We start from the raw sequence: 20,433 nt of genomic DNA on the forward strand, positions 1-20,433 counted from the left end.
GGGTCAAGCGACAGCTACGACGTCGAGAATCCGCTGGACCACGCGGTCCTGGTCAATGCCTGCGGCTTCGGCTTCGAAGGAAAGAATGATGCGATGGCGCAATACGTCGAACAGCACCGCTTGAATGTCTTCGGGGCTGACGAAATCGCGACCGGCCAGCCAGGCGTGAGCACGGGCACAGCGATCGAGGGCAATGGAGCCACGCGGGCTGGCGCCGTAGGCAATCCACTCGGCCATTTCCGGGTCGAACTTGCCCGGCGTGCGGCTTGCCATGACCAACTGCACCAGGTATTCCTCCACGGCGTCGGCCATGTACAAACCGAGAATTTCCTTGCGTGCGGCAAAAATCGCTTGCTGGCTGACTCGGCGCTCGGGCTTGGTCTCGCCGTTCAGCGCTTCACCACGGGCCTGTTGCAGAATGCGTCGCTCGACGGCCGCGTCCGGGAAGCCGATTTTGACGTGCATCAGGAAGCGGTCGAGCTGGGCTTCGGGCAGCGGATAGGTGCCTTCCTGCTCGATCGGGTTCTGGGTGGCCATGACCAGAAACAGCGGCGACAGCTCGTAAGTGCTGCGCCCGACGCTGACCTGCCGCTCACCCATGGCTTCGAGCAAGGCCGACTGGACCTTGGCCGGCGCCCGGTTGATTTCGTCGGCCAGCACCAGGTTGTGAAAGATAGGTCCCTGCTGGAACACGAAACTGCCGGTTTCCGGGCGATAGATCTCGGTGCCGGTGATGTCGGCGGGCAGCAGGTCGGGGGTGAACTGGATGCGATGGAACTGTGCTTCGATACCTTCGGCAAGTTCTTTGATGGCCTTGGTCTTGGCCAGGCCAGGTGCGCCCTCGACCAGCATGTGGCCGTCAGCGAGCAGGGCGATGAGCAACCGATCGATGAGCTTTTCCTGGCCGAGAATCTGCGTTGAAAGAAAGGTTCGCAGCGCAAGCAGCGCTTCACGATGTTCCATCGATGACTGTTCCTGGAGAGGGTGAGCCAAGGCGTTCGAACAACGCCAGGGCTGGGGGCGTTACTTTAATCCATCGCAGGGGGTGGCGACTAACGGCATTTTGCGCAAAGAGCGTGAATTGATTGGCGATTGTTGGAAATTGGCGGGGCTGGTGAATGGTGGTGTTCATTCGGGCGCCATCGCGAGCAAGCTCGCTCCCACAGGGGATCTGTATGGGTTGCAAAATCAGCATCCGGCATAAATCCAATGTGGGAGCGAGCTTGCTCGCGATGGCGCCGGCACAGGCGCGGAAATTCCAAGGCTCAGAGCTGGCTGATATAAGTGCCAGTGCCCTTGAGAATGTTCTGCAGGGTTTCTTCGACTTCAGCCAGGTCGACGGCGTCGGTGTTGTGAATGATTTCCAAAGAGTCATCGCCATTCAGCGCATCGGCATCAGCGGCGGCGATTTCGATCAGCAGGCGGGTAGGGCTGAGGGTGACTTTCACACCGTCGAGGGTGGACGGCTCGCCATCGAGGGTAATCTCCAGCTCGTCTTCGTCCGGGTAACGCGTCATCAAAAACATGTCGCCCTGATTGCTGTGGCAGCAGAGCATGGCCATGTTGTCTTCTTCGTCGTCGCACGGGTTGGCGATCAGGTGGGCGGTAGTCATTTGCATGGGAAATTCCTGGCTCGGCGAGCGTGGTGAAGGCCACAAAAGGCAATTCTGCCAGCCCGAGGGAATTTCTGCTCGCCTGACTGTCAGAGGATGTGTCGTGAACATCCCGGGTGTTGCTGGTCATTTCTGGTACGGATGTGCCGCAAATACGGGCATAAAACCGTCTTTTTCTCGCACGAGTGCTAGTGTTGTTCGATGCGCTGGCGATGAGTTACGTACCGATGACCGAATATGTCGCAGCATCGCAAGCAGGCAGGTTGTCGCACCCGATAAGCTGCGCAACCAATGGATACCCGTAAAGACAGTGCGCAATCGATCGCGCAGTCGTTTTTGCAGATGCCCATTCATGGAAGGTGAATGTGACCTGAGTGTCTCGTCCAGCTTCACCCATCTGTCACCCTGATAACCTCTGCCCGAGATTCAGGAACAGGGTGACGGATCGCCCCGAAAGGGGTTTTGCACGCGACGCTTCCATCAATAACAAGCCCAAGCGGAGTACCACAGATGGCGTTCTTCACCGCAGCCAGCAAAGCCGACTTCCAGCACCAACTGCAAGCGGCACTGGCGCAGCACATCAGTGAACAGGCACTGCCACAAGTGGCGCTGTTCGCTGAACAATTTTTCGGCATTATTTCCCTGGATGAACTGACCCAGCGCCGGTTGTCCGACCTCGCCGGCTGCACTCTTTCTGCCTGGCGCCTGCTTGAGCGCTTTGACCACGCGCAACCACAAGTGCGCGTTTACAACCCCGATTACGAACGCCACGGCTGGCAGTCGACCCACACTGCGGTCGAAGTGCTGCACCACGACCTGCCATTTCTCGTGGACTCGGTGCGCACCGAACTGAACCGTCGCGGTTACAGCATCCATACCTTGCAAACCACCGTGCTGAGCGTGCGTCGCGGCGCCAAGGGCGAGCTGCTGGAAATCCTGCCTAAAGGCACCCATGGCGATGGCATTCAGCAAGAATCGCTGATGTACCTTGAGATCGACCGTTGCGCGCATACCGCCGAACTCAATGTATTGAGCAAGGAGCTGGAACAGGTTCTCGGTGAAGTCCGCGTTGCGGTCGCCGATTTTGAACCGATGAAAGCCAAGGTCCAGGAGCTGATCGAAGGCATCGACAAAAGCAAATTTGCCGTTGATGCCGAAGAAAAGAGTGAGATCAAAGGCTTCCTCGAGTGGCTGGTGGGCAACCACTTCACGTTCCTGGGTTACGAAGAGTTCGTGGTTCGTGACGACAAGGATGGCGGCTATATCGAGTACGACCAGAACTCGTTCCTGGGCCTGACCCGATTGTTGCGCGCCGGCCTGACGGCCGAAGACCTGCGTATCGAAGACTACGCCGTGAACTACCTGCGCGAACCGACTCCGCTGTCGTTCGCCAAGGCTGCGCACCCGAGCCGCGTGCACCGTCCGGCTTACCCGGATTACGTGTCGATCCGCCAGATCGATGCCAACGGTAAAGTCATCAAGGAATGCCGCTTCATGGGCCTGTACACCTCGTCGGTGTATGGCGAAAGCGTGCGGGTCATTCCGTACATCCGTCGCAAGGTCGACGTTATCGAACAGCGTTCCGGCTTCCAGGCCAAGGCGCACCTGGGCAAGGAACTGGCCCAGGTACTCGAAGTACTGCCGCGTGACGATCTGTTCCAGACCCCGGTCGACGAGCTGTTCAGCACCGTGATGTCGATCGTGCAGATCCAGGAACGCAACAAGATTCGCGTGTTCCTGCGCAAAGACCCGTACGGGCGCTTCTGCTACTGCCTGGCCTACGTGCCACGCGACATCTATTCCACCGAAGTGCGTCAGAAGATCCAGCAAGTGCTGATGGATCGCCTGAAAGCCAGCGATTGCGAGTTCTGGACTTTCTTCTCCGAGTCCGTGCTGGCCCGTGTGCAACTGATTCTGCGGGTCGACCCGAAGAACCGTCTGGACATCGACCCGCTGCTGCTGGAAAAAGAAGTGGTGCAAGCCTGCCGCAGCTGGCAGGACGACTACGCAAGCCTGGTGGTCGAAAGCTTCGGCGAAGCCCAGGGCACCAATGTGCTGGCCGACTTCCCGAAAGGCTTCCCGGCCGGCTACCGCGAGCGTTTCGCAGCCCATTCGGCTGTGGTCGACATGCAGCACCTGCTGAGCCTGAGCGAAAAAAATCCGCTGGTGATGAGCTTCTATCAGCCGCTGGGTCAGGTGTCCGGTCAGCGCGAGCTGCACTGCAAGCTGTACCACGCCGATACCCCGCTGGCCCTGTCCGACGTCTTGCCAATCCTGGAAAACCTCGGCCTGCGCGTGCTGGGCGAGTTCCCGTATCGCCTGCGTCATAGCAACGGTCGCGAGTTCTGGATTCACGACTTCGCGTTCACCGCTGCTGAAGGCCTGGAACTCGATATCCAGCAGCTCAACGACACGCTGCAGGACGCGTTCGTCCACATCGTTCGCGGCGACGCCGAAAACGATGCGTTCAACCGCCTGGTACTGACCGCCGGCCTGCCATGGCGCGACGTTGCGCTGCTGCGCGCTTACGCCCGTTACCTGAAGCAGATCCGTCTGGGCTTCGACCTGGGCTATATCGCCAGCACCCTGAACAACCACACCGATATCGCTCGCGAATTGACCCGGTTGTTCAAGACCCGTTTCTACCTGGCGCGCAAGCTGACCAGCGACGACCTCGACGACAAGCAGCTGCGCCTGGAACAAGCGATTCTGAGCGCTCTGGACGACGTTCAGGTGTTGAACGAAGACCGCATCCTGCGTCGCTACCTGGACCTGATCAAGGCAACCCTGCGGACCAACTTCTACCAGACCGACGCCAACGGTCAGAACAAGTCCTACTTCAGCTTCAAGTTCAACCCGCACCTGATTCCAGAGCTGCCGAAACCGGTTCCGAAGTTCGAAATCTTCGTCTACTCGCCACGCGTCGAAGGCGTGCACCTGCGCTTTGGCAACGTTGCTCGCGGTGGTCTGCGCTGGTCCGACCGTGAGGAAGACTTCCGTACCGAAGTCCTGGGCCTGGTAAAAGCCCAGCAAGTGAAGAACTCGGTCATTGTGCCGGTGGGTGCGAAGGGCGGCTTCCTGCCGCGTCGCCTGCCACTGGGCGGCAGCCGTGATGAAATCGCAGCAGAAGGCATCGCCTGCTACCGCATCTTCATTTCCGGTCTGTTGGACATCACCGACAACCTGAAAGACGGCGCGCTGGTACCGCCGGCCAACGTCGTGCGTCATGACGACGATGACCCGTACCTGGTAGTGGCAGCGGACAAGGGCACTGCGACCTTCTCCGACATCGCCAACGGTATTGCGATCGACTACGGCTTCTGGCTCGGTGACGCCTTCGCGTCCGGCGGCTCGGCCGGTTATGACCACAAGAAAATGGGCATCACCGCCAAAGGCGCGTGGGTTGGCGTTCAACGTCACTTCCGCGAGCGCGGCATCAACGTCCAGGAAGACAGCATCACTGTGGTTGGTGTCGGCGACATGGCCGGTGACGTGTTCGGTAACGGCTTGCTGATGTCCGACAAGCTGCAACTGGTCGCTGCGTTCAACCACCTGCACATCTTCATCGACCCGAATCCACAGCCTGCCAACAGCTTCGTCGAGCGTCAGCGTCTGTTCGACTTGCCGCGTTCGGCCTGGTCGGATTACGACACCAGCATCATGTCCGAAGGCGGCGGGATCTTCTCCCGTAGCGCGAAAAGCATCGCGATTTCCCCGCAGATGAAAGAGCGCTTCGACATTCAGGCCGACAAGCTGACCCCGACCGAACTGCTGAACGCCTTGCTCAAGGCACCGGTGGATCTGTTGTGGAACGGCGGTATCGGTACGTACGTTAAAGCCAGCAGCGAAAGCCACGCCGATGTCGGCGACAAGGCCAACGATGCACTGCGCGTGAACGGCAACGAACTGCGCTGCAAAGTCGTGGGCGAGGGCGGTAACCTCGGTATGACCCAACTGGGTCGTGTCGAATTTGGCCTCAATGGCGGCGGCTCCAACACCGACTTCATCGACAACGCCGGTGGCGTGGACTGCTCCGACCACGAAGTGAACATCAAGATCCTGCTGAACGAAGTGGTGCATGCCGGTGACATGACCGACAAGCAACGTAACCAGTTGCTGGCGAGCATGACCGACGAAGTCGGCAACCTGGTGCTGGGCAACAACTATAAGCAGACTCAGGCACTGTCCCTGGCGGCACGCCGTGCCTTCGTGCGGATTGCCGAATACAAGCGTCTGATGAACGATCTGGAAGGCCGTGGCAAGTTGGATCGCGCCATCGAGTTCCTGCCGTCTGAAGAAGCGATCAACGAGCGTCTCGCGGAAGGCCATGGCCTGACCCGTGCAGAGCTGTCGGTGCTGATCTCCTACAGCAAGATCGACCTCAAGGAAGCGCTGCTCAATTCCCAGGTGCCGGACGACGATTACCTGACGCGCGACATGGAAACCGCTTTCCCGCCGACCCTGGTGAGCAAGTTCTCCGACGCCATGCGCCGTCACCGTCTGAAGCGTGAGATCGTCAGCACCCAGATCGCCAACGATCTGGTCAACCACATGGGCATCACCTTCGTTCAACGACTCAAAGAGTCGACCGGCATGAGCCCGGCGAATGTTGCGGGTGCATATGTAATTGTTCGGGATATCTTCCACCTCCCGCACTGGTTCCGTCAGATCGAAGCCCTGGACTACCAGGTTTCCGCTGACGTGCAACTGGAGCTGATGGATGAGCTGATGCGTCTGGGCCGTCGCGCTACACGCTGGTTCCTGCGTAGCCGTCGCAACGAGCAGAATGCTGCCCGTGACGTCGCGCACTTCGGTCCACATCTGGCAGCGCTGGGCCTCAAGCTCGACGAACTGCTGGAAGGCCCGACCCGCGAAGGCTGGCAGACCCGTTATCAGGCGTACGTTGCGGCTGGCGTTCCTGAGTTGCTGGCGCGCATGGTTGCAGGCACCACTCACCTGTATACCTTGCTGCCGATCATCGAAGCGGCGGATGTGACCGGCCAGAATGCAGCGGACGTGGCCAAGGCCTACTTCGCCGTGGGCAGCGCGCTGGACCTGACCTGGTACCTGCAACAGATCAGCGCTCTGCCGGTGGAAAACAACTGGCAAGCGCTGGCCCGCGAAGCGTTCCGTGATGACATCGACTGGCAGCAACGGGCGATCACCATCTCGGTCCTGCAAATGGGCGAGGGCGAGCAGGACGTTGAAACGCGTCTGGCCTTGTGGATGGACCAGAACCAGAACATGGTCGAGCGCTGGCGCGCCATGCTGGTGGACATCCGTGCCGCCAGCGGCACTGACTATGCCATGTACGCGGTGGCCAACCGCGAACTGCTGGACCTGGCGTTGAGCGGGCAAGCAGTGGTGCCTGTCACGACCATTGCAATCGCTGAACTGGAGCCTGCTGCCTGATCATCAGGCGCTGAATAAAAAGCCCCGTCTCGAGAGAGACGGGGCTTTTTCAATTTAAACGTTAAAGATCGCGGGTTCCAACAGGGGAAATCGGTGTAGGAGCTGGCGGAGCCTGCGATCTTTTAGCGTCAGCTGTTTTGCAACATAAGTTGAAATATCAAGATCAAATGATCGCAGCCTGTGGCAGCTCCTACCGAGCGATGACGGCTGTATTGTTCATCGAAAGTTTATCTGACGGTTTGGTCAGTAAATTATTGAGCGACTGGTCAAACTTTTTCAAAGCGCGAACTTGAATACTCTGTTGTTCATTGATGTCGGCAACTATCTCGCGGGTCGGTTTGAAATCCGCCCACACCGGGCTCAGGTTTTTTGCATCGTGGCCTTGAGCGGTGCCGATGTAATTGAGCCTGGTGTCATAGAAGTTCACCGCGACGTCGGCCTGCACATCGGAACTGCGTGAGGTGATGAGCTGAGTGTGGGTGTCGACGATTGCCGCTACATCCGGTTTCGCGGCCTTGAGACTTTGCATGTCCGGGTAAACCGTCACCGAGCCGAACTGCCGTTGCAGGGAGGCCTTGACCCAATCCACCGCCATATCGGGCCGGGACGTGGAAACATAGGCGTCGTGGATCGGCTGCACCAGCAGGCTTTGGCCGAAACCGGTGCCGGCGTTGGCCTGGTAATTCTTCAGGTAGGCACGGCTGTTCTGGGTGTTTTGGCTGTAGACAATACCCAGTGACACCTTTGGACCGTTGGGAACAAGGGCGGTGTTTGCGCGCATGACCGGTTCGGTGAAGTAACTGCTCAGCACGGCTTGCTCTTGCGGAGCCGTGGGCACCGAACAACCCGTTAATAAGGCAGTGAGGGTGATGCCAGTTACCAGGATCAGTTTCATGGTTAGTCTCCAGTGAAACAAGTTTAATCGAGGATCATAAGTTGCCGGGAGGTGTCGGCGTAGTTCAAGACTAAACCTGTGGGCTGGAAATAAAATAGCCAATTGTTCCGCTGGTCAGATTAAAAATTTATTAGGGATTTAAAATGATGCCGGTGATTGCCTAACGAAATAAACAGGGTCTGAATAGTGGTTTCAGACCCTGTTACTTATGGCTGGGTGCGCGGCTATTAGCGTTTCAATAACGTCGGTATTTCATCGTATTGACGTTTTAAATGATGGGGAAACTGTTGAAGTCGACACTGCTGGCCAGTCGGCTGTCGATCAGGCTGATGAAGCCTTGAACTTGCGGGCAGTAGAAGTGTGACTGCATGGCGGTTTCGGACTGCCAGCGGGCACTGACCGTCCATCGATTGTCGTCTTCCGGGCAGCGGTCGACCATGTAGGAGTCGCAGCCTGGGAGCTCACGCAATGTTTCGACAATCTTCTGCAATTGCTTGCCCAGTTCATCCGAGCGGCCAGCGGCGGCCTGCACCTGGACCGTATTGATTATTTCGTTGGGCATCGCACACGCTCCTGTATCAAGCCGGGCGGGTTTCGCTCACGGTGGGATAACGCTTGTGCAGGATAGGCCTGTGTCGGGTAGCGGCCAACAGCCAATTGGCAGTAAAAGCGCCATACCAATAGACCTCAACAGACTTGCTGCAAAATATCGCGCAAACGGTCCAGGGCTACATCGATGTCCAGGGTTTCGATGGCGCCGAAGCCCATGAATAGCCCGGCTCGTGGCGTTTGCTGATAGTAAAAGTCGCTCAGGCCATACAGCCCGACGTCGACTTCTTTTGCCAGTTCGATGACCAGAGGGACATCCACATCGACCTTGCACAGCAGCACCATGTGAAACCCGGCCGTGGTCGGTACGGCTTCGAGCCACGGCGAGAGGTCCCCGGCAACGCGTGCGAGGATTCGCTCACGACGCCCGGCATAGACCGTATGACAGCGGCGGATGTGTTTCAGCAGGCAGCCTTCGGCAATGAATTTGGCCAACGCCCATTGCGGCAGGGTCGAGGTGTGCCGGTCGGTGAGTTGCTTGGCGCGGATCACTGCTTCGAGAATAGCCGGCGGCAGAATTGCGTAACCCAGACGCAACTCCGGCAGCAGGGTTTTCGAAAAGGTCCCGACATAGGCGACGATACCGCGCTCATCCATGCTCTGCAGGGAGTCGGTGGGCCGGCCTTCGTAGCGGAACTCACTGTCGTAGTCGTCCTCGATGATGATCGCGCCCAGCTCGTGAGCCCTCACCAGCAAGGCTTCGCGCCGCGTCTGGCTCATCGGCATGCCGAGGGGAAACTGGTGAGAGGGCGTGACATAAATCAGCCGGGTGCCGTCGGGAATCAGCTCGACCTGAATGCCTTGTTCGTCCACGGGTACCCCGACCACTTCGGCACCGTGAGAGCTGAACAGCAGGCGTGCCGGCGGGTAACCGGGATCTTCCATGGCCACGAGGCTGCCGGGTTGGGTCAGCACACGGGAGATCAGGTCCAGCGCTTGTTGCGCGCCGTTGCACACCACCACGTCGTCTTCCTGGCAATTGACCCCTCGGGAAAAGGCGATATGCCGGGCGATCGCATTGCGCAGTGCCGACAGGCCTTCCGGCTGGCTGTAAAAGCCCTTCGAGCTGGAAATCTGCCGCAGTGCATGGGCGGTGCAACGGCGCCAGTCATCTTGAGGAAACTGTGCCTTGCTGGTGGCGCCTCCGATGAATTCATAACGCAGCGAACCTTCCTGGGTGGGATGGCGCAAGAACGACGGCATGCTACGCCAACGCTCGATGCTTTCGGCGCTCGCCAACTCGCCATGGCTCTGTTTGCGGACGATTGTCGAGGGGCGGGCATTGACGTAGGTGCCTTTGCCGATCCTTCCGGTGAGGAAGTTCTCATAGGTCAATTGCGTGTAGGTGTCGGAAATGGTCTTGCGCGAGATACCCAGTTGCTCGGCGAGCAAGCGGCTGGGGGGCAGCTGCGTCCCGGCGGCCAGGCGCCCCGACTCAATGGCGCTACGCAGTTGCTGGTACAGCTGACCTGCGAGGTCCTTGCGGCCGTTGATCACAAGATGAAGTTCCATACTCGCGAGGCTCCTGCGGTAGTGGGTATTTTGGGCTGGCGTGCGTGGCGCCAGATTACCCGTATTGCGGCGTTTGGAAGAAGTTGCAACCGATCAAGATCTGCACCTCGCCACACTATTGCTGTCGTCGCCAAGGTAATGATCCGTTTAGACTCGGCTGCCACACCACTTTCAAGGATGAGTCACCATGCCTGCCACCGATCCCGTCATCACCCTTGAGCGTTTCAACGAAGTCCACATCGAGGGCGTCACTGCGCTCTACAACGATCCGGCAGTCGCTCGCCAGGTGCTGCAAATGCCGTTTCAGTCCACTGAGGTCTGGCGCAAGCGTCTGGAGTCGGAGAACGAGCGGGTGGTGAAACTGGTGGCGCTGCATCAGGGCCAGGTCATCGGCAACATCGGCCTGGAACAGTTTTCGCGAATCCGTCGTAGCCATTGCGCCAACATCGGCATGGGCGTGGCGGTCGCGTGGCAAGGCAAAGGCGTTGGCTCGCAGTTGCTCGCGGCGGTGCTCGACCTCGCCGATAACTGGATGAATGTGCAACGGGTCGAACTGACGGTGTACGCGGATAACGAAGCCGCGATCGCGCTGTACCGCAAATTTGGCTTCGACACTGAAGGCTTGTTTCGCGAGTACGCGGTCCGTGACGGAGTGCTGGCGGACACCCTGAGCATGGCGCGCTTGCGCCGTACGCTCAGGGCTTCCTGAGTCAGTCGCCGAGGGCGAAGGCCACGGCGGCCCGGACATGCAGCTCAGTGGTGTCGAACAGCGGCAGCTCGCTGTGTTCGGGTTTGATCAGCAGGCAGATTTCCGTGCAGCCAAGGATGATCGCCTGGGCGCCGCGTGCGGCCAGCGCTTGAATCACTTGCTGGTAAACCTGACGTGATGCATCGCTGATCACCCCGACGCAGAGTTCGTCGTAGATGATCCGGTGCACGGCCTGCCGTTCGGTGGCATCCGGGACCAGCACGGTCAAACCCTTGGCCTTGAGCTGGTCCTTGAGGAAGTCCTGTTCCATGGTGAAGGCCGTGCCCAGCAAGCCGACGGTCATCGCACCCGCGTCCACCGCGGCATGACCCGCCGGGTCGGCAATGTGCAGAAACGGCACTGAAATCGCTGCCTGAATCTGTTCGGCCACCTTGTGCATGGTGTTGGTACACAGCACCACGCACTCGGCACCGCCGGCTTCAAGCCGGCGCGCGGCGTCCACCAGAATCAGCGCCGCATCTTCCCAGCGCCCGGCATGCTGGGCCTGTTCGACAGGCCCGAAGTCGACGCTGTACATTAGCAACTGCGCCGAACGCAACGGCCCGAGCCGGTCACGAACCTGCTGGTTGATGAGGCGATAGTACTCGGCGCTGGACTCCCAGCTCATGCCGCCAATAAGACCGATAGTGCGCATGCTGTGCTCCTGTGATGGCTGACTTCTGTACAAGCGAGTTTCCCGTGTTGCATTGGCTCGATCTATCAGGAAATTTCACATGCCAGGCCCACTGAGTCAGAGACTGCTGGGGGGCAAACTCTGCCTGCAACTCCTGCCGCGTGCGGCCTACAGTGCTCGCGATCCAGCGACCGGGCAAACCCTTGGCGTGACGCTGGAACGTCAGCAGGGCGTACACGCCATCGATTCGGATCATCGGGTGGATTTTGACACCTGGCCGGGCATGTTGGCCTACACCCCGGCGGGTGTTGAAGTGTTTTCCGAATCGGCGACGGGTGGCGAATACCTGTTGGCGCGCTGGAGTGAGCCGTTGGCTGACGAGCCAGGATCCCTGTTTACCCGACGGGTGCAGTCTGGTGGGCACGTTCAGGCGTTGGCACTGGGGCGCGAAGCCCGGCGGTTGCTGCTCGATCCACAGCCGGACCGGTTTGCGCTGGACGAATGCGCCTTGACCTTCGCCGGTTTGCCGATCCTCGATAAACCCCAACGCCAAGCACCGCGCGCATTCTCGCGGGTGCTGGAGCAGATCACCGAGCAGTTCGAGCAACCGTTGACCCTGGCGCAATTGGCGGCTACCGGCGGCCAGACCGAACTGCGTTTGCTGCGTGACTTCACCCGGGCCATCGGCCTCACGCCTCACGCGTACCTGGTCGAAGTCCGGGTTCAGGCGGCGCGGCGGCTGATCGAGCGCAGTTCGCTGCCACTGGCGGCAATCGCCCAGGACTGCGGTTTCGCCCATCAGTCGCACATGGGCAGTGCGTTTCGCAAACTGCTGGGAATGACGCCCAGCCAATACCGCTCACGCTTTTAGTCGTACGCCGGCGGCGTGCATCTGCCATGCTCAAAGTCCGCAGTACTGCTTCAACCAAAGGAACACAGCAATGGACGACGTACAGCAACTGGGTGAGATGCTTCGCCACTACGCAGAAAGCGAAGCGCACAAGAAACAGCTGTTTGAAAGCCAATCGGCGGTGTGGGCGACGCGTATTGGCGAGTTGTTCGGGCAGATCGAACAGTGGCTGGAACCGGTCAAGGCCCCGCATTTGCTGGAGGTGAGCCGCGAAGCCTATGTGGCGTTCGGGGCGAACGTGCCGGTCGAGAGCTCGACCTTCAAGACCGAAAAACTGAGCATTCTGATTGCCGGCAAACCGGTGGAAATCGTGCCCGAAGTGATGGGGGCCGGTGGGCTGATTTCACTGGCGGTGATGGGCCTGACCGCTGCGCGTTACGGCAGTGTGTCGCTGGTGTGCCAGCCACCTTCGACTGACTGGCAGTGGCGCAAGACCAATGGTCTGAAGGACCCGGACACCTTTGCCTTCGATGCGAATTTCCTCGCCCAGCAATTGCAGCTCCTGATACCTCGCGATCGGGGTTGAGCAATACAGGTTTTGTGACCGACAAGTAACCCCTGTGGGAGCGAGCTTGCTCGCGAATAGGCCATAACATTCAACATCAATGTCGGATGTAACGCCGCCATCGCGAGCAAGCTCGCTCCCACAGGGGGGGTGCATCAAACCTCCAGATTCCCCCAGCCCGGCTTGGCTTCTTCAGGTGCAACTGCTTTCACAGTCTTGCCGGTGGCCAGCTCCACCCGCCGTGCCACTTCCGGGTCATCGGCAAACGGTATCAGACTGGCATCGTCCAGGCTCTCGGCCGACTGATGCTTCAAGCAATACTCCACCGATAAATACAGGCACGCCACGCCCAACAGATCCAACATGACTTCGATCATGACGAACTTTCCCTGAGATGAAAGACGCAAGCCTGTGAGGCTTGCGTCATGGGCCGGATCAAGCGATCTGCGCTTCGCTCCTGGCGAATTTCAGATCGGCGACCCGCACGGTGCGCCAGGTGTTGTAGGCCATCAGCAACATGCCGCTGAGGAAGAACACACCGCCGGCGAAACGCACGATAAAGCCCGGATGGCTGGCCTGTAAGGCTTCGACGAAGGAGTAGGTGAGTGTGCCGTCGTCGTTGATGGCGCGCCACATCAGACCCTGTGTGATGCCGTTGACCCACATCGACGCGATGTACAACACCGTCCCGATAGTCGCCAGCCAGAAATGCAGGTTGATCAATGGCGTGCTGTACATCTGCTCGCGGCCGAAGACTTTCGGGATCATGTGGTACAGCGAACCGAAGGTGATCATCGCCACCCAGCCCAAAGCACCGGCGTGCACGTGGCCGATGGTCCAGTCGGTGTAGTGCGACAGCGCGTTGACGGTCTTGATGGCCATCATCGGCCCTTCGAAGGTCGACATGCCGTAGAACGCCAGCGACAACACCAGAAAGCGCAGGATCGGGTCGGTGCGCAACTTATGCCAGGCGCCCGACAGGGTCATCATGCCGTTGATCATCCCGCCCCAGCTCGGCGCCAGCAGGATCAGCGACATGGCCATGCCCAGCGACTGCGCCCAGTCCGGCAGTGCGGTGTAGTGCAAGTGGTGCGGGCCGGCCCAGATGTACAGGGTGATCAGCGCCCAGAAGTGCACGATCGACAATCGATAGGAATACACCGGACGACCGACCTGTTTCGGCACAAAGTAATACATCATCCCGAGGAAGCCGGTGGTCAGGAAGAAGCCCACCGCGTTGTGCCCGTACCACCACTGCACCATGGCATCGGTGGCCCCGGAATACACCGGATAGGACTTGAACCAGCCCACCGGAATCGACAGGTGATTGACCACGTGCAGCATGGCGATCACCACAATGAAGGCTCCGAAGAACCAGTTGCCGACGTAGATGTGCTTGGTCTTGCGCTGCACCACGGTGGTGAAGAACACAATGGCATAGGCGACCCAGACCACCGTCATCCACACCGCGCCGGAGAATTCGATCTCGGCGTATTCCTTGGTGGTGGTGTAGCCCAGCGGCAGGGTGATCAGCATGCTGACGATCACCGATTGCCAGCCCCAGAAGGTGAACGCGGCGAGTTTGTCGGAGTACAGCCGCACCTGGCAGGTGCGCTGCACTGCGTAGTAACTGGCGGCAAACTGTGCGCTGCCGGCAAAGCCGAAAATTACCAGGCTGGTGTGCAGCGGGCGCAAGCGGCCAAAGGTGGTCCAGGGCAAATCGAGGTTCGCCTCCGGCCACACCAGTTGCGAGGCGATCCACACGCCCATCGCCATCCCGATAACGCCCCATACCACTGTTGCCACGACGAATTGGCGGACGACCTTGTAGTTATAGGCCTGTCCGATTGCTGCTGTGCTCATGGTCAATGCTTCCACGGTTGCAAAGTCTTGCCAGGCCACCCGGTCTGGCATGCCGTTCACTGTAGAAAGCATGGGATAAACAAAACAGGCTCAGAAAAACTGCATTAATACGGATCAGATCAGAGGCCTGCCTGCGGTGATCTGACGCGCCCTGATATGGTTTTTTAGTTTTTAGCTGAATCTGTAACGCCCTGAGCTGCTGTTGCATAGTCACCACCACACAAGAACCCCGATTACCCACCCCCGTAGCAGCTGCCGAGCCCGCGAGGCCGCGTTCGAGGACGAAGTCCTCGCAAATCCTGTGCACACGGTTTGCCTGGAAAAACGCGTTGCCCGACTTTACGACTGCTTCGCATCCGAACGCAGCCTCGCGGGCTCGGCAGCTGCTACGTGTTGTGTGGGTTTGGGGTCAGCACTGATGAGGTAGGACCATGTATCAATATGACGACTACGACCGGGCCCTGGTCTTTGAGCGGGTTGCGCAGTTTCGCGATCAGGTCGAACGGTTCATGGCAGGTGCCTTGAGTGAGGAAGAGTTTTTGCCGTTGCGCCTGCAAAACGGCCTCTACATGCAAAAGCACGCCTACATGTTGCGGGTCGCCATTCCTTACGGCACCCTCAGTGCCCGGCAGATGCGTACGCTGGCGAGCATCGCCCGGGATTACGATCGCGGTTACGGGCACTTCACCACCCGGCAGAACATGCAATTCAACTGGATCGAACTGGCCCAGGTGCCGGACATCCTCGAGCACCTGGCCGAGGTCGAAATGCATGCGATCCAGACTTCCGGCAACTGCGTGCGCAATATCACCACCGAGGCCTTTGCCGGTGTCGCGGCAGACGAGCTGATTGATCCTCGGCCCTTGGCGGAAATCCTCCGGCAGTGGTCGACCATCAATCCGGAGTTCCTGTTTTTGCCGCGCAAATTCAAGATCGCTATCTGCTCGGCGAAACAGGACCGTGCGGCGATCATGATGCATGACATCGGCCTCTACCTTTACCGCGACGCAGCGGGGCAGATGCTGCTGCGGGTGATCGTCGGCGGCGGTCTGGGGCGCACGCCGATCCTCGGCCTGCAGATCCGTGAAGGGTTGCCGTGGCAGCATTTGCTGTCCTACGTCGAGGCGGTGTTGCGGGTCTACAACCGCCACGGTCGGCGTGACAACAAGTACAAGGCGCGGATCAAGATTCTGGTCAAGGCGCTGGGCATCGAGGCCTTCGCCCAGGAAGTCGAGCAGGAATGGCAACACCTCAAGGATGGCCCGGCGCAGTTGACCGACATCGAATACCAGCGCGTCGCCAGCGCATTCGTGCCGCCCACCTATGAGCAACTGGCCGACACCGACCTGGACTTCGGCACTCGCCTCACCGAGAACCCGGCGTTCGCGCGCTGGGTCGCCCGTAACGTGCAGCCGCACAAAGTACCCGGCTACACCAGCGTGGTGCTATCGACCAAACCCGGCATGGCTTCGCCGCCCGGCGACGTCACGGACGCGCAGATGAATGCGGTGGCTGACTGGTCCGAGCAGTTCGGTTTCGGTGAAATCCGCATTGCCCATGAACAGAACATTGTCCTGCCGGATGTACCCAAGGCCGACCTGTACGCGTTGTGGTGCCTGGCCTGCGAGCGCGGACTGGGCTGCGCCAACATCGGCTTGCTGACCGACATCATCGCCTGCCCCGGTGGCGATTTCTGCGCGCTGGCCAATGCAAAATCGATCCCCATCGCCCAAGCGATTCAGGTACGTTTCGACGATCTGGACTACCTCCATGACCTGGGTGACATCAGCCTCAACATCTCCGGCTGCATGAACGCTTGTGGTCATCACCACATCGGCAATATCGGCATCCTCGGCGTCGATAAGAATGGCAGCGAGTGGTACCAGATCACCCTCGGTGGCTCACAGGGCAAGAACAGCTCGTTGGGCAAAGTCATCGGGCCCTCGTTCAGCGCGGCCGAAGTGCCGCAGGTAATCGAGCGGATCATCGCGACCTTCGTCCGTTACCGCGAGAGCGAGGAGCTGTTTGTCGATACCGTGCAGCACATCGGCCTGGAACCGTTCAAGGAGCGCATCTATCCCAAGAGCCTGGAGGTGGTGGCATGAACAATCTGCTGCAATTGCGCGAAGGTCTGGCGCTCAAAGTCGACGACGATTCGTGGACGTTGGTCAGGGATATCGACAGCGAACTACCTGCGGGGCCGCTGATTTTACCGCTGGCCCTGTGGCTGAAGCGCCGTATCGAACATCATCCGTCGCGAGACGCAGTGTGGCTGGGGCCGGACGACGAGGTCGAAAGTCTCAAGCCATGGCTCAAGCTGTTACCGATGATCGCGCTGGATTTTCCGAGTTTTCGCGATGGCCGGGCCTACAGCCAGGCTTACCTGTTGCGCACGCGTTTGGGTTGGGCAGGGGAGTTGCGGGCGATTGGCGATGTGCTGCGCGACCAGCTCAGCCATATGCGCCAATGCGGTTTCGATGCTTTTGCGGTGCGTGAAGACAAGTGCGCTGAAGATGCCCTCAAGGGGCTGGTGGGGATGAGCGTGCATTACGGTCGCTCGGTGATCGAGCCTCGACCGTTGTTTCGCCGGCGCTGATCAATACGTTCAACAGATCCGGGTGACGTGTGCACCTACGGTTGCGTGGGTGCACACGGTTTGCGTATCACTTCTACGGGTTGATCGGCGTCAACGGCGGCAGTTTCCATTGCCCGTTGCCGACCTGAGGCTGGGGCAGGTACAGGCGCAACACCGCGTAGAACGGACCATGCGGCGCCGGCAGCCAGTTGCTGCGCTGATCCTTGAGCGGTTCGGAGTGCTGCAGGTAAAGAGTCAGGCCGCCGTCCGGGTCGCGCTTGAAGGTGGACAGCATGCGCGAGTTGAGCAGGTAGCGTTTCTTGTGGTTGGGCACCAGCAGCTTGGTCTTTGCGTCGTACATGGTCAGCGACCAGAACGCGTCGGCCGGAGGCAGTTGATCCTTGTCAAAGTGCACGGTGTAGCTGTGTCTCGCGCCGTTGGCCGGTTTGCCCAGGCTGTCGACGAGATAACTGAATTTGGCTGCTTCATCAGCGGAGTTGCCAAAGATCCCCATGTTGGCGCCGGCGTAGCGGTACAGATAATTGTTGTTCAAGTGGTCGCGGGTACCGAACAAGTCACCGTTGCTGACCTGATGGGTATCGATCTTGTCTTTCTTGAACGCCGCGTACTCGGCCTTGGCATCGGCGATACCGTCTTCGAGGGCCTTGCGTTGTTCGGCGGTGAGGGTTTTGAGGTCGTACGGCTGGCCGCCAACAATGCCGATTTTCGCGAAGCGTGCCAGCAGGTCTTTTTCAACGTCTTGCGCCGGGGCGAAGCCGAGCATGAAGTTCAGGTAGCGGAACAGCTCCGGGCTGTCGCTCATGGTCGGAGTCGGCTTGGGCCAGTCGATTTTTGGCGCCGCGGCCGGAGCCGGTTGCCCCAGATACTGGCTCAGCGTTTGAACCTTGTAGCCGTGCTGGATTTTCTTGACCTTCTCCAGGTCCTTTTCATCAAACAGCTGCGTACGGTACAGCGCATAGGCAATATTGCTTTCGCTGCGGACCAGGCGATCGATCTTCACCGGTTGCTGACCTTGCCAATTGGGACCGGCAATCATGAAGGTCCCGCCCTTGTTGCCCGTGCTGCGGGTGCCCAGGTAAGCAAAGTTCTGGGTATAGAGGTCGACCAGTTGTACCGAGTAGTAACGCTCTTCGGCGATTTGCGGCAAGGTGACAACCACAGGCTCCGCGCGCAGGTCCATCCAGAGGAATGAGCTGGAAGTGTCCGGGTTTGGGGTGACGGACGCGGTGTCCTTGGGGGTGAACGCCCTTGCCGTATTGCCGATATGGTTGAGCGGTGCCTTGAAGTTCGGACCGTTCTTGTCCACCGCCTGGGTGTACAGAGTCTTGTACATCTCCACCACCGGGAAGCCGTAGAGATACGCGTCTTTGGCGATCCCCCTGGCTTCTTCGGGGCTGGCGCTGAAATCTGCCCAGGCGCTTGCGCTCAGTAATAGAGAGAGGCCGGCGAGCAGCAGGCGGGACGGTTTTTCGATGGTCATTGCACAGTCCTATGGATGAGCGCGATTCAGGTGTCATTGCAGGGCCGTAATGTCGTCGAGTTTCCAGCTTTTGTCGAAAAAAGTTTTGGTTACTGCACAAAGGCGCACGTCACTCGGGGTCGTTATCCGGTCATGTTGTGTCTCGAGGCTCTGCGCCTGAGCGCCAACGCCGCAACTGGCAGACAATGCCATCACACTGAAACCGAGCACGCGAATCAAAGTACGCATAACAATCTCCTTACTTTCCGAAGGTAACGTTGATCCCGGCGAACACAGTGAGCTGCGGCAGGCCATTGCCTTTGTGTTCGACTGTCCATTGTAAGACTTCAAGTGGCGAATGCTAATCTACCGGCATTCGCGCTCAAAGGAAGGTCGCTGCCAATGCCTGTTCTGGAACTCACCACACTGATCAAAGGGCGTACGCCCACGCAAGTTCTCGATTTTTGCCTTGAGGGCGGCAACTTCCCGAAAATCTTCCCGGAACGGGTGACGCCATTGGGCAACATCGACGTGAACGACTTGCGTATTGCTGCCGGTCGCGAGTTCAGTTTCCGTCACTGGATGTTCGGCATCATCCCGGCGACCTGGACCGTGGCGATACGCGAGGTCAGCGACAGCCATTTCATCGATGAAATGCTCAAGGGGCCGATGGCTGCATTTCGCCATGAACACCGGGTCGCGGCGGTGGAGGGCGGGACGCTGTACACCGACCGGGTGACCTACGCGGCCATTGGTGGTGCACCTTTGGAGTGGTTGATGGTCAATGCCTACATGCAGCGGATTTTTCGCGCCCGGCACCGCAATATGCTTCGGTTGCTGGGCTGAACCGAGCCCCGTAGGAGCTGCCGCAGGCTGCGATCTGTGCTTTTAAAGATCAGAAGATCGCAGCCTGCGGCAGCTCCTGCGGGGGGGTGTTGTATCCAGTTTGTGCGACAACTCATGACAAATTGTGTTTGGCCATAGGTCGTCGGATAATTTCGTGGTTAACTTCCAGCTCTTGAAAATTCGTTACCACTGTTCATCCATCACTGCTTAAAAGGACTCCGTTCATGGCTCAAGTCACTCTCAAAGGCAATCCGGTACAAGTCAACGGCCAACTGCCACAAGCCGGTTCCAAGGCGCCAGCCTTTTCCCTGGTTGCCGGCAATCTTTCCGACGTGACCCTGGCAAGCTTCGCCGGCAAGCGCAAAGTGCTGAACATCTTCCCAAGCGTCGACACTCCGACCTGCGCTACCTCGGTACGCAAGTTCAACGCCCAGGCCAACGACGTGGCCAACACCGTTGTCCTGTGCATCTCGGCTGACCTGCCGTTCGCCCAGGCACGTTTCTGCGGCGCTGAAGGTCTGGAAAACGTCCAGAACCTGTCGACCCTGCGCGGTGCCGAGTTCATCGAAAACTACGGCGTTGCCATCGCCGACGGCCCACTCAAAGGTCTGACCGCCCGTGCAGTGGTCGTACTCGACGAAAACGACAACGTGTTGCACAGCGAACTGGTTAAAGAAATCGCAGAAGAGCCAAACTACGAAGCTGCGTTGGCCGTTCTGAAGTAACAGGTTTTACAATTGTTAACGGCCTGGCTCTGTCCAGGCCGTTTTCATTTGTGCTTCAGTGGTTTAGCAAATTCTCGCAAAACAGGCCGAAGGTAAATTGCCGGTA

19 protein-coding genes are annotated in these 20,433 nt (G+C 59.1%); 8 read left to right on the top strand and 11 right to left on the bottom strand.

All coding sequences use genetic code 11. The features are described from left to right. Window positions 1–3: 3 nt before the first annotated feature. From BK659_RS07335 to BK659_RS07340, 3 genes are all read right to left on the bottom strand, one after another. A complete protein-coding gene (locus BK659_RS07335; protein ID WP_123424425.1) occupies window positions 4–963 on the bottom strand; it encodes an AAA family ATPase in 960 nt (319 codons plus the stop codon). Further along, window positions 950–1,132 carry a hypothetical protein gene (locus BK659_RS27610; RefSeq protein WP_148050419.1) on the bottom strand — a complete coding sequence of 61 codons (183 nt, stop codon included), beginning with the start codon at window positions 1,130–1,132 and terminating at the stop codon, window positions 950–952. The genes BK659_RS07335 and BK659_RS27610 overlap by 14 nt, the downstream gene beginning before the upstream one ends. A gap of 133 nt (window positions 1,133–1,265) precedes the next feature. Beyond that, window positions 1,266–1,619 carry a hypothetical protein gene (locus BK659_RS07340; protein ID WP_123424426.1) on the bottom strand — a complete coding sequence of 118 codons (354 nt, stop codon included), beginning with the start codon at window positions 1,617–1,619 and terminating at the stop codon, window positions 1,266–1,268. 504 nt (window positions 1,620–2,123) lie between these two features. Here BK659_RS07340 and BK659_RS07345 point away from each other — a divergent pair. After that, entirely contained in the window at window positions 2,124–7,025 is a 4,902-nt protein-coding gene (locus BK659_RS07345; protein WP_123424427.1) for an NAD-glutamate dehydrogenase, read from the top strand. Window positions 7,026–7,215: 190 nt separating this feature from the next. Here the strand turns inward: BK659_RS07345 and BK659_RS07350 are convergent, their stop codons facing one another. The 3 genes from BK659_RS07350 to pdxR all read right to left on the bottom strand — a co-directional run bounded on the left by BK659_RS07350 (window position 7,216) and on the right by pdxR (window position 10,041). After that, window positions 7,216–7,920: an ATPase gene (locus tag BK659_RS07350; protein WP_123424428.1), complete on the bottom strand. Its 705-nt coding sequence runs from the start codon at window positions 7,918–7,920 to the stop codon at window positions 7,216–7,218. A gap of 268 nt (window positions 7,921–8,188) precedes the next feature. Further along, complete coding sequence (locus BK659_RS07355; RefSeq protein WP_123424429.1) at window positions 8,189–8,482, bottom strand: putative quinol monooxygenase; 294 nt, start codon at window positions 8,480–8,482, stop codon at window positions 8,189–8,191. Window positions 8,483–8,607: 125 nt separating this feature from the next. Then, window positions 8,608–10,041, bottom strand: a complete 1,434-nt coding sequence (pdxR, locus tag BK659_RS07360) for a MocR-like pyridoxine biosynthesis transcription factor PdxR (protein WP_123424430.1) — start codon at window positions 10,039–10,041, stop codon at window positions 8,608–8,610. Window positions 10,042–10,228: 187 nt separating this feature from the next. Between pdxR and BK659_RS07365 the strand changes: the two genes are divergently transcribed. Continuing rightward, on the top strand, window positions 10,229–10,750 hold the full coding sequence (locus tag BK659_RS07365; RefSeq protein ID WP_123424431.1) for a GNAT family N-acetyltransferase: 522 nt from the start codon (window positions 10,229–10,231) through the stop codon (window positions 10,748–10,750). 1 nt (window position 10,751) lies between these two features. Here BK659_RS07365 and BK659_RS07370 read toward each other — a convergent pair whose 3' ends face one another. Next, complete coding sequence (locus BK659_RS07370; protein ID WP_123424432.1) at window positions 10,752–11,444, bottom strand: aspartate/glutamate racemase family protein; 693 nt, start codon at window positions 11,442–11,444, stop codon at window positions 10,752–10,754. A 79-nt stretch (window positions 11,445–11,523) separates the two neighbouring features. On the opposite strand from BK659_RS07370, the gene BK659_RS07375 reads away from it, so the two are divergent. Together BK659_RS07375 and BK659_RS07380 are read left to right on the top strand one after the other, a co-directional pair. Further along, on the top strand, window positions 11,524–12,294 hold the full coding sequence (locus tag BK659_RS07375) for a helix-turn-helix domain-containing protein (RefSeq protein WP_123424433.1): 771 nt from the start codon (window positions 11,524–11,526) through the stop codon (window positions 12,292–12,294). Between the two features lie 70 nt (window positions 12,295–12,364). Beyond that, the gene (locus BK659_RS07380; RefSeq protein ID WP_123424434.1) at window positions 12,365–12,859 is read left to right on the top strand and encodes a hypothetical protein; all 495 of its coding nucleotides are present in this window, start codon (window positions 12,365–12,367) and stop codon (window positions 12,857–12,859) included. A 134-nt stretch (window positions 12,860–12,993) separates the two neighbouring features. On the opposite strand, the gene BK659_RS07385 is transcribed toward BK659_RS07380, so the two are convergent. Next, on the bottom strand, window positions 12,994–13,215 hold the full coding sequence (locus BK659_RS07385) for a cbb3-type cytochrome c oxidase subunit 3 (RefSeq protein ID WP_123424435.1): 222 nt from the start codon (window positions 13,213–13,215) through the stop codon (window positions 12,994–12,996). Window positions 13,216–13,273: 58 nt separating this feature from the next. Further along, window positions 13,274–14,701 (bottom strand): cytochrome-c oxidase, cbb3-type subunit I, encoded by a 1,428-nt coding sequence (ccoN, locus tag BK659_RS07390; protein WP_123424436.1) that lies wholly within the window; start codon window positions 14,699–14,701, stop codon window positions 13,274–13,276. 431 nt (window positions 14,702–15,132) lie between these two features. Between ccoN and BK659_RS07405 the strand changes: the two genes are divergently transcribed. Together BK659_RS07405 and BK659_RS07410 are read left to right on the top strand one after the other, a co-directional pair. Next, window positions 15,133–16,806 (top strand): nitrite/sulfite reductase, encoded by a 1,674-nt coding sequence (locus BK659_RS07405; protein ID WP_123424438.1) that lies wholly within the window; start codon window positions 15,133–15,135, stop codon window positions 16,804–16,806. After that, a complete protein-coding gene (locus tag BK659_RS07410; RefSeq protein ID WP_123424439.1) occupies window positions 16,803–17,297 on the top strand; it encodes a DUF934 domain-containing protein in 495 nt (164 codons plus the stop codon). Before BK659_RS07405 ends, BK659_RS07410 begins: the two co-directional genes overlap by 4 nt. A gap of 73 nt (window positions 17,298–17,370) precedes the next feature. Here the strand turns inward: BK659_RS07410 and BK659_RS07415 are convergent, their stop codons facing one another. Beyond that, window positions 17,371–18,777, bottom strand: coding sequence for a DUF1254 domain-containing protein (locus tag BK659_RS07415; protein ID WP_123424440.1), 1,407 nt, complete (start codon window positions 18,775–18,777; stop codon window positions 17,371–17,373). Between the two features lie 33 nt (window positions 18,778–18,810). Then, window positions 18,811–19,005, bottom strand: coding sequence for a hypothetical protein (locus BK659_RS07420; RefSeq protein WP_123424441.1), 195 nt, complete (start codon window positions 19,003–19,005; stop codon window positions 18,811–18,813). Window positions 19,006–19,158: 153 nt separating this feature from the next. Between BK659_RS07420 and BK659_RS07425 the strand changes: the two genes are divergently transcribed. Together BK659_RS07425 and tpx are read left to right on the top strand one after the other, a co-directional pair. Beyond that, window positions 19,159–19,602 carry an SRPBCC family protein gene (locus tag BK659_RS07425; protein ID WP_123424442.1) on the top strand — a complete coding sequence of 148 codons (444 nt, stop codon included), beginning with the start codon at window positions 19,159–19,161 and terminating at the stop codon, window positions 19,600–19,602. A gap of 224 nt (window positions 19,603–19,826) precedes the next feature. Next, complete coding sequence (gene tpx / locus BK659_RS07430) at window positions 19,827–20,327, top strand: thiol peroxidase (RefSeq protein ID WP_008030203.1); 501 nt, start codon at window positions 19,827–19,829, stop codon at window positions 20,325–20,327. The last annotated feature ends 106 nt before the right edge of the window (window positions 20,328–20,433 follow it).

Origin of the sequence: Pseudomonas brassicacearum, assembly GCF_003732225.1 — a bacterium.
Classification (GTDB): Bacteria; Pseudomonadota; Gammaproteobacteria; order Pseudomonadales; family Pseudomonadaceae; genus Aquipseudomonas; species Aquipseudomonas brassicacearum_E.